Consider the following 6,701-nt stretch of genomic DNA (forward strand, 5'->3'; position numbering starts at 1 on the left):
AGCTGGATCGAGATATGGGCATTGGCGGCGTTATTCATGCCGAGCACCACGGCCAGCGGCGACAGGCGCTCGCGCCCCTTCTGCCACAACTCGCGGTAACCCTTTTCGTAAGCCAGCGTGCCGCCGAGCGCCGTACCCCAGGAGCACCCCCAGCGGTCACGATTTTCTTTATCAGACTGACGATTCAGACCGGCATCATCCCAGGCAGAAAAAGCTGCCGCCATGCCCAATTGGGCAAAACGATCCATCAGCGAGGCCAGCGGTTTGCCCAAAGCCGTATCCGGGTCGAAATCCGGGCAACTGACGAACGGCATGTTCAAGGGCCGCGGCTGATCGTCAGTCAGCAGATGCCGCACCGCCGACTCGCCAGCACAGAGCCGATGAAAAAAATCATCCAGCCCTTTGCCCTGGGCATAGGGACTGACCAGCCCCAGGCCGGTAATGGCAACCCGCCGCGCGCTCATGCTGCCGCGCTGGATGGATCGCTGGTTTGCCGGGCGATCAAGCCTTCCATCAGAGTGGCAAGTTCGCCCACCGTCTGCGGCGCTTTCAGGTCGGATTCGAGCTTGATGGCAAAGCGATCTTCGAATTCGAACATCAATTCGAGCATCATCAGGGAATCGACACCCAGATCGGCCAGCGCCGCTTCCGGAACAACGGCGGCGGGGTCGGCGGCAAGGCGCTCGTGGAGAAATTCGCGGATCAGTTCAATGGCTTTCATGCGCGGCGATTTTAGCCAAAAAAGGCTGTTTTTCAAATAAATAGCCGCTTTTGCGACGGTTTAAAAGGGGTCATTCGATCGTTTCCGCCTGATTTCCCTTGGCATCGCGTTTTGCCGTCGGGTGTATGGCCTGCAGCCCATCGTCGGCCAGGCCGACCAGCAAGGCCCGGCCATCGGGCAGTACGCGAAATTCTCCAAAGCGTGCCTGCGCCAAGGCTTGGCCCTGCCCTTCCGGGAAGAAATAGGCGTCGGTGACCAGCACCCATTCCCCTTTCAGCTGCTGCAGCGGCAGCAACAATTCATGCCCGGCCGGAGTTTCCCTCTGTGCCGCCAGGCGCAGCAGGTGGGCGACACCGCGGGCATCGAGCTCGGCGACGGCCAATGCCTGCCGCAAGCCCGGCGCATTGCGCTGGCGTTTTTCCAGCTCGTCACGCAGGGCAGTGGGCAGATCGAAGCGCAAGGCCATGTAATCGCCCTGCAAAAGCGAGCGCGGGTCACGCGGCAGGAGGGGCAGGTAGATTTTCTGTCCGTGCGCGATGATTTCCTCTTTTTGTGCCACATCGCCGCGCACCCCCCATAGCGGTAGCAGGGTGGCGAGCGCCAGTGCGCCAAGCAGCCATTTCGCCTGCGGCGCGGCAGGCGCGGTGATGCCGGAGCGAGGCCGGCGCAGCACGAAAAGCGCGCTCGCCAGCAGCGCCCCCATGACGGCGAGCAGCACGGCCTTGTCGGCCAACGGCCAGGCCAGGGCGTAATAGAAGTTGCCCAGGCTGAGCAACAAAATGGCCAGCGCCAGCCAGAGCAGGCGTTTTTTTCCATGCGCCGCCGCCAGGCTGCCGATCAGTGTCAGCGCACCGAGCTGCGGCAGCACCGGACAAAACACCAGCAAGCCCGTGTAAGCAAGCAGCAATAAACCACCGCTGCGCGCATCTAACCGCCAGCGCCGCCAATGCCACCACAGGCCGAAAGCGCTGAATAACACCAGCACCGCCTGTATTGTCGCCGGCCAAGACCAGGTCCACAGCGTTTGCAGGCCGGCATCGGCCACATCGGCCGAACCGCTGGCGCCGGCACCGAGCATGACGGCCAGGGCCGTGCTTCTGCCGGCCAGCGCGAGCAGGATGCCGACACCGATACCGTCGGCCAGCGCGCTGAGCGGCAGCGCCCAGGCTTGGCCGAGAAAACGTTTTTCCTGCAGCGACCAGGTCAGCCACAACAGGCTCAGAAGCAGCACGTTATTCGGCCAGGCGGCGAGCAGGGTATCGATCTTCAGGCCGGCTTCTCCCGTCGAGAGCGGCAGCGTCAAGGCCGTCCAAGCCAGCAGCACTCCCAGGATGCGCTGCACCCAGACCAGCTTGCAGCCGAACGAAATGATGATCTGCAGGGCCAGCAAACCGAGCAGGGCCGACCAATTCAACTGCATATCCTCAACGATCAACCCGCCGATCAGCCAGAGCGTCTGGGCGGCAAGCGCCATGTTCAGGCCAAGCTGGGCAAGGAACAGGCTCTTTTTTTCACGCAAAAAGAGGAGGGCTACCGCCGCCAGGGCCAGGGCAACGATCTGCGCGGCAGGCGGCTGCAGGATGCTGCCGCCGAACGCCAGCAGCAAGATGCCGAAAACGGGGATCAGGACCAGACAAGCACCGAAAAACCCGAGAACCAGCACCAGCCAGGAAGGATGGTCATCGTCCAGGGCATCCTGCGCCGGCGGCGGCAGCAGTTTTTCAGCCAGCGCCTGCGCCCACCAGTGCGGTAGCGGCGTCATCGCGCCGCCTTCTGCAGGCGATGCAGCCAGCGCACGCTGAGGCCGATGCTGGTGGCGATCAGGAAAGCCATGCCATAGAGGGCGGTGAAGGGATCGCTGCCCTCTATGCTGAAGAACAGCCGCCCGCAGCCCGCCAGAAACAAGCTGTTGGCAGACAACAAGGCCAGGGCGAGGACGGCCAGAGCGCGCCTGCGCCAGGCCAGGAGAAGCGCGAGAAACACCAGGGCGCAGGCCGCAGCATAGAGGTCGAGCGCCTGCGACCCGAACACGCCCCAGAGGCCTTCGCCGGTCCACGCCGCCAGGGCCATGAGGGCAGCGAGCACCTGACTGAGGCGCGCCTCATCCACTGCGCAGCCCGGCAGATAGGGCAGCAGCCAGGGCCAAAGCCAGATCGGCAGCCAGCAGGCCAGCAAGGCGACAGGGTGCGGGCTGCGCCGGAAAAGCTCCGCCAGCGGATTGAGCAGGGCATCTCCCGACCACAAGGCCAGGCCGGTTCCGGCGATCAGCAGCCACACCGCCCACAGGCCGTCGCTACGCGCCAGCAGCACCCAGACGAACCCGAGAACCGCCCATGCCGCAAACAGCTGCCAAGCATCGGCCCCGGTCTGATAGGTTTGCCCGACGAAAGCCAGCAAACCACCCAAGGCCAGCAGGGCGAGCAGCAAGAGGACCTTACGGGCGCGCGGCAGGAACAGGGCAAGCGCTCCAGGGAGAAAAACGGCGACCTGCAGCAGATTGAGCTTGAAACTGCGGCTCTGCGCCGGCCAGTGTGCCGCCACCCAGAAAATCAGCCCGGCACCGAGCAGGAGCGCAGCAATGAGCATCAGCGCACGCTGCAACAACACCGGCCAGTTGGCCGGCGGCTGGCTGGCGCATTGCCAGAGGCGCTGCGCCTGAGAGGGCGACAACGCGTGGCGGCGCACCAGTTCGTGAATCAGCATGGACATGAAATCGCTCGTTCGCAGACCAAGTCTAAATTTGCCCGGCATTATGCCAGCCTTGTCGGGCGGAGTCGGCGGCCGGCATGGCGATTGAATGCAACAAAATCCCCGTTCTGCTTTCCTTTGCTACCATGCGTGCTCTTCTTTTTCGGCATCCCCATGCGCCTGCAGATTTCACCGAGCCATGAACGCTTGCCCTGGTGGCAGCAACTGCTGTACCGGGCGGGCCTGTTGCTCTGGCTGAAGGCATTTGGCACCATGATTTTCATGGGGTTATTCTTTTGGGCCTATTTTTCCCTACTGAAATACCCCCTGCGCCCGGCCTGGGTGATGCCGCGATTGGCCGCAGACGACTGGTTTGCATTCACGCCGCACGCTTTCCCGGTGTATGCCGCGCTCTGGGTTTATGTTTCCTTGCCGCCGGCTTTTCTCGGCAACTTGCGCGCCTTGTTGTGCTTCGGCGGCTGGATGGCCGCCCTGTGTCTGTGCGGCCTCGCGATCTTCTGGCTGCTGCCCACCGCGGTGCCGCCAGCGGGACTCGATTGGTCGGCCTACCCGGAAATGGCCATGATCAAGAGCATGGACGGCGGCGGCAACGCCTGCCCGTCGCTGCACGTGGCTTGCGCCGTATTTGCCGCTTTCTGGCTGGGGCGCGTGCTGCGCCAGGTAGGCTCACCGCATTGGCTGCGCTACTTGAACGGGCTCTTTGGTCTGGCCATCGCCTGGTCCACCCTGGGGACGCGCCAGCACGTGCTACTCGACGTGTTCGCAGGTTTGCTGCTGGGCCTGGTTTTTGTTCTTGCTTCCCTGCGTCACCTGCAGCGGACGCCGCAGCGGCCGCTGCTCTAGGCGTCAAAGCAAGAAAGGCAGGTAGCGCCGGGTGTGCTGCATGTAGCGGCGGTATTCCTCGCCGAAATAGGCGAGACATTCCGCTTCGTCGGCGAGCGTGGTGCGCACCAGAAAAGCCGTGGCGATCAGGGCCAGCGTCAGACCTGCCCAGGAAGGATCCTGGCAAAAAACAGCCCAGGTCAAGGCCAGCAGGGAGGCGTACATGGGGTGGCGGATGTAACGAAAAACGCCGCTGCTCACCAAACGAGCGGTTTTCTCGAATTCGTAGAGCGTGGTATCGACACGGCGTTTTCCCCCGTAGGCCGGCACCAGCCCGCTCAACGCCGCCAAAAGAAGCAGCAGGCTGCTCACCTGCAAAACCGTAGCGATTTGCTGGTGCAGAGTCTCTGGGTGCTCGCCCCATTCCGGGCGATTGAGGAAGATCAGGACGAGCATGGTCTGCCAGGCAAAATAGCGGTAGAAACCGTGGCTACCCGGACGCCGCAAAGGTTTGCGCGAAACCCAAAGCAACAGCGCCGAGAGGAGGGCAAAAGCAACCCAATCGTGGCTGTTCAGTTGCAACATGGCGCGACTCAGTTCAGAGCGCGCAAGGTGGCGAGAAAACGCTCGACATCCTGAAACCCAACCACCCGCTGCGCGGTGATTTCCCTGCCACCGGCAGCAAAGAAAATGATACCGGGCGGACCGAACAGCTTGAATCGGGCGAGCAGCGCCTTGTCGTCATCACTGTTGGCGGTGACGTCGGCTTTGAGCAGGGTGAAACCGGCGAGCGCGGCGCGTACAGCCGGATCGCTGAAAGTAAATTTCTCCATTTCCTTACAGGAAACACACCAGTCGGCATAGAAATCGAGCATCACCGGCCGGTCGGTGCTGGCGAGACGCGCTTCCAGCTCGGCAAGAGAGCGCACCGGTTCGAACGGCAAGGCCCGATTCTCCGCCGCGATGGCGCTGCCGCGCAGACCGGCCAGCGGTTGCAGCGGGTCGCGATTGCCAGCCAGAGCGCCGATCAGGAGTGCCGCGCCGGTCAGCAGCATGAGCAGGCCAATGCCCTTCCAGAAACGCTGCCAGCCTTTGGCATTGACCGGCAGCGGGTCGATGGCGTGTAGGTAGATGGCGGAAATGGTGAACAACATGGCCCAGCCGAGCATGGCGGCAAAATCGGAAATCACCGGCGAGACCAACCACAGGGCGGTGGCGAGCAGCAGAACGCCAAAGGTTTTTTTGACGTTGTCCATCCACGCGCCGGCTTTGGGCAGTAGCGAACCGCCGGCGATGCCCACCGCAATCAGCGGCGCACCCATGCCGAGCGCCATGACGAACAGCGCGATGCCGCCGAACGCGGCATCCCCGGTCTGGCCGATATAAAGCAGCGCCCCGGCCAGCGGCGCGGCAACACAGGGGCCGACGATCACCGAGGACAGCGCCCCCATCAGGAACACGCCCAGCATGCTGCCGCCCTTGAGCTGCCCGGACTCCTGCGCCAGCTTGCTTTGCAGGGCAACCGGCAGCTGCAGATCGTAAAGGCCGAACATCGACAACGACAGGGCAACGAAAATCAGGGCAAAACTTCCCAGCACCCAGGCGTTTTGCAGGGCGGCCGACAGCAGGGTGCCGCTCAAACCGGCGGCGATGCCGACCGCGGCATAGGTGAGCGCCATTCCTAAAACATAGGCGAGGGAAAGCAGAAAGCCGCGCATCTTGGTTGCCCGCTGCCCCTGGCCGGCGATGATGCCGGAGAGAATCGGAATCATCGGAAAAATACAGGGGGTCAGCGACAAGCCGAGGCCGGCGACAAAAAAGAGCGCCAGGCTGGTCCACAACCCGGCGTTTTTCAGGGTTTCGGCAATCTGCCCGCTTTCATCGCCGGCACCGGCAGAGGATGCCTCCAGCGGCGGGGCGGCGGGGGTCGTCGCCGGATCAGGCAGTTGCACGCCTAGCGTCTGCGTCTGCGGCGGGTAACAGATACCGGCATCGGCACAACCTTGAGACTGCAGATCGAGCGTCAGATCAAGCTGGCCGGAACTGTTGCGCTCGACCGGCAAGCGAAACACCACTTCCTTGTAATACACCTCGGTGCGCCCGAAGGTGTCGTCGTCCTTTTCCTTGCCCGGCGGCAGTTGCAATGGCCCCAAACCCTGGGCCGGGTCGGCAGCGTGGATGCGGAACTTGTCCTTGTAGAGGTAATAGCCCTTGGCGATTTCGTAGCGCACTTCCACCGTCTGCCCATCGAGCGCGCGCAGGCTCGGTTTGAAGGCGACAAGGGGGTCGAGAAATTCCTGGGCGCTCGCCGCGCCGCCGGAAAACAGGGAGAGCAGCAGGAAAATTCGCAGAAAAAAAGTACGCAGGATCATGACGAGGTTTCTTCCGTCAGCCAGTCCAGATAGGCCGGCAAACCGTGGGTGATGGGCAGGGCGATGATTTCCGGGAC

At 63.0% G+C, this 6,701-nt stretch carries 8 protein-coding genes; 1 reads left to right on the plus strand and 7 read right to left on the minus strand.

Annotation, left to right across the window (positions count from 1 at the left end):
• From ACM62Q_RS12770 to ACM62Q_RS12785, 4 genes are all read right to left on the minus strand, one after another.
• Window positions 1-464: beta-ketoacyl synthase N-terminal-like domain-containing protein (locus ACM62Q_RS12770; RefSeq protein ID WP_415037178.1), on the minus strand; the 464-nt coding region annotated here is incomplete at its 3' end.
• Window positions 461-721: an acyl carrier protein gene (locus ACM62Q_RS12775; protein ID WP_415037180.1), complete on the minus strand. Its 261-nt coding sequence runs from the start codon at window positions 719-721 to the stop codon at window positions 461-463. The genes ACM62Q_RS12770 and ACM62Q_RS12775, both read right to left, overlap by 4 nt.
• Window positions 722-791: 70 nt before the next feature.
• Window positions 792-2,483 (minus strand): GDYXXLXY domain-containing protein, encoded by a 1,692-nt coding sequence (locus ACM62Q_RS12780; protein WP_415037182.1) that lies wholly within the window; start codon window positions 2,481-2,483, stop codon window positions 792-794.
• The gene (locus tag ACM62Q_RS12785) at window positions 2,480-3,430 is read right to left on the minus strand and encodes a DUF2157 domain-containing protein (protein WP_415037184.1); all 951 of its coding nucleotides are present in this window, start codon (window positions 3,428-3,430) and stop codon (window positions 2,480-2,482) included. Before ACM62Q_RS12785 ends, ACM62Q_RS12780 begins: the two co-directional genes overlap by 4 nt.
• Before the next feature lie 153 nt (window positions 3,431-3,583).
• On the opposite strand from ACM62Q_RS12785, the gene ACM62Q_RS12790 reads away from it, so the two are divergent.
• Window positions 3,584-4,273, plus strand: a complete 690-nt coding sequence (locus tag ACM62Q_RS12790) for a phosphatase PAP2 family protein (protein ID WP_415037186.1) — start codon at window positions 3,584-3,586, stop codon at window positions 4,271-4,273.
• Window positions 4,274-4,276: 3 nt separating this feature from the next.
• On the opposite strand, the gene ACM62Q_RS12795 is transcribed toward ACM62Q_RS12790, so the two are convergent.
• From ACM62Q_RS12795 to ACM62Q_RS12805, 3 genes are read right to left on the minus strand one after another with little or no spacing between them, the layout of a single operon-like run.
• Window positions 4,277-4,837: a methyltransferase family protein gene (locus ACM62Q_RS12795; protein WP_415037188.1), complete on the minus strand. Its 561-nt coding sequence runs from the start codon at window positions 4,835-4,837 to the stop codon at window positions 4,277-4,279.
• Between the two features lie 8 nt (window positions 4,838-4,845).
• Window positions 4,846-6,624 carry a protein-disulfide reductase DsbD gene (gene dsbD / locus ACM62Q_RS12800; protein WP_415037190.1) on the minus strand — a complete coding sequence of 593 codons (1,779 nt, stop codon included), beginning with the start codon at window positions 6,622-6,624 and terminating at the stop codon, window positions 4,846-4,848.
• Window positions 6,621-6,692: a hypothetical protein gene (locus ACM62Q_RS12805; protein WP_415037192.1), complete on the minus strand. Its 72-nt coding sequence runs from the start codon at window positions 6,690-6,692 to the stop codon at window positions 6,621-6,623. The genes dsbD and ACM62Q_RS12805 overlap by 4 nt, the downstream gene beginning before the upstream one ends.
• Between the last annotated feature and the right edge of the window lie 9 nt (window positions 6,693-6,701).

The sequence above is a fragment of the Azonexus sp. genome (assembly GCF_047638095.1).
Taxonomy (GTDB): domain Bacteria; phylum Pseudomonadota; class Gammaproteobacteria; order Burkholderiales; family Rhodocyclaceae; genus Azonexus.

Excerpts from the sequence above, each read along its gene's own strand:
- ACM62Q_RS12775 (WP_415037180.1), bottom strand. The coding sequence starts at position 721 with ATGAAAGCCATTGAACTGATCCGCGAATTTCTCCACGAGCGCCTTGCC.
- dsbD (WP_415037190.1), bottom strand. The coding sequence starts at position 6,624 with ATGATCCTGCGTACTTTTTTTCTGCGAATTTTCCTGCTGCTCTCCCTG.
- ACM62Q_RS12785 (WP_415037184.1), bottom strand. The coding sequence starts at position 3,430 with ATGTCCATGCTGATTCACGAACTGGTGCGCCGCCACGCGTTGTCGCCC.
- ACM62Q_RS12790 (WP_415037186.1), top strand. The coding sequence starts at position 3,584 with ATGCGCCTGCAGATTTCACCGAGCCATGAACGCTTGCCCTGGTGGCAG.
- ACM62Q_RS12795 (WP_415037188.1), bottom strand. The coding sequence starts at position 4,837 with ATGTTGCAACTGAACAGCCACGATTGGGTTGCTTTTGCCCTCCTCTCG.
- ACM62Q_RS12780 (WP_415037182.1), bottom strand. The coding sequence starts at position 2,483 with ATGACGCCGCTACCGCACTGGTGGGCGCAGGCGCTGGCTGAAAAACTG.